This is a genomic window from uncultured Escherichia sp. (assembly GCF_948475835.1).
Classification (GTDB): domain Bacteria; phylum Pseudomonadota; class Gammaproteobacteria; order Enterobacterales; family Enterobacteriaceae; genus ECMA0423.
In genome coordinates, this window is sequence record NZ_CAOLGM010000255.1 from 1 (window position 1) to 838 (window position 838).

At 40.3% G+C, this 838-nt stretch carries 1 protein-coding gene and 1 pseudogene; both read right to left on the reverse strand.

Annotation, left to right across the window (positions count from 1 at the left end):
- Positions 1–374 (reverse strand): annotated as a pseudogene (locus tag QZF50_RS23655) (IS21 family transposase); the annotation flags it as partial.
- A gap of 140 nt (positions 375–514) precedes the next feature.
- On the reverse strand, positions 515–838 hold a 324-nt coding region (locus QZF50_RS23660; RefSeq protein WP_290389042.1), incomplete at its 5' end, for a hypothetical protein.

Sequence of the window (838 nt, forward strand, 5' to 3'; positions counted from 1 at the left end):
TCACGGTACATCCGGCAGTAATGGTTATAGCTGTAAAAACCGCCTGGATTACGCTCACAGTATTCTTCCCAGAGTAGCTGCAGCGTCACGCATTTATTACGCAGTTCCCGGTGTACTGTAGCCCAGTCAGGCAGAGAGTGCTTCTTCATCTTAACCTGGGTCTGAAGGAACGCATGTTTTAGTTTTGTATCATCCCATCCTGTAGGTAAGGGCCACTGCTTTATGCCAAGTTGAGCCGCCCGATTAGCATATCTGGATACAACGGAAGGGGAGATTGCAAGACTACGACCAATTTGTCGATGGCTGAGTCCAACACCGTATTTAAGCCTAAGAATTTCTTTAAGTTTTCTCATAGAAATTGGAACTGTTGGCATAGGTATCCTTTACCGGAATGGCAAAAGATACAGATCAACACACCTGTGAAGTTCCAATAACATTGATGGAGATCACTGAATAACAAAATGAGTCAAAAGTGATCTCCATCGATGTTATTCAGCGATCTGTTCAAATGTTATTACCCGATCTCGATGGAAGTTATTGAGTGATCTCCTTTCATGAAAATACGCACAAACCATTGAATATACCCTCCTGACAGAAAATAAAGCCATATTATTATCGCCATAATATACTTACTATCAATCCTTACGCCAATAATGTCTGATACAGTCCCTATAAATATTAGAGCAATAAAGAATACTATGCCTGTTGGAAAACATATTACCATCATTCCATAAGACATGAGACTAATTAACTCGCTCACATCACGAGTGGAGTCTAATAGTGAAAGTCTATGCATGGAAAAGAATAGTATTAAAAGCGATAAAGCCAGCCATATAGC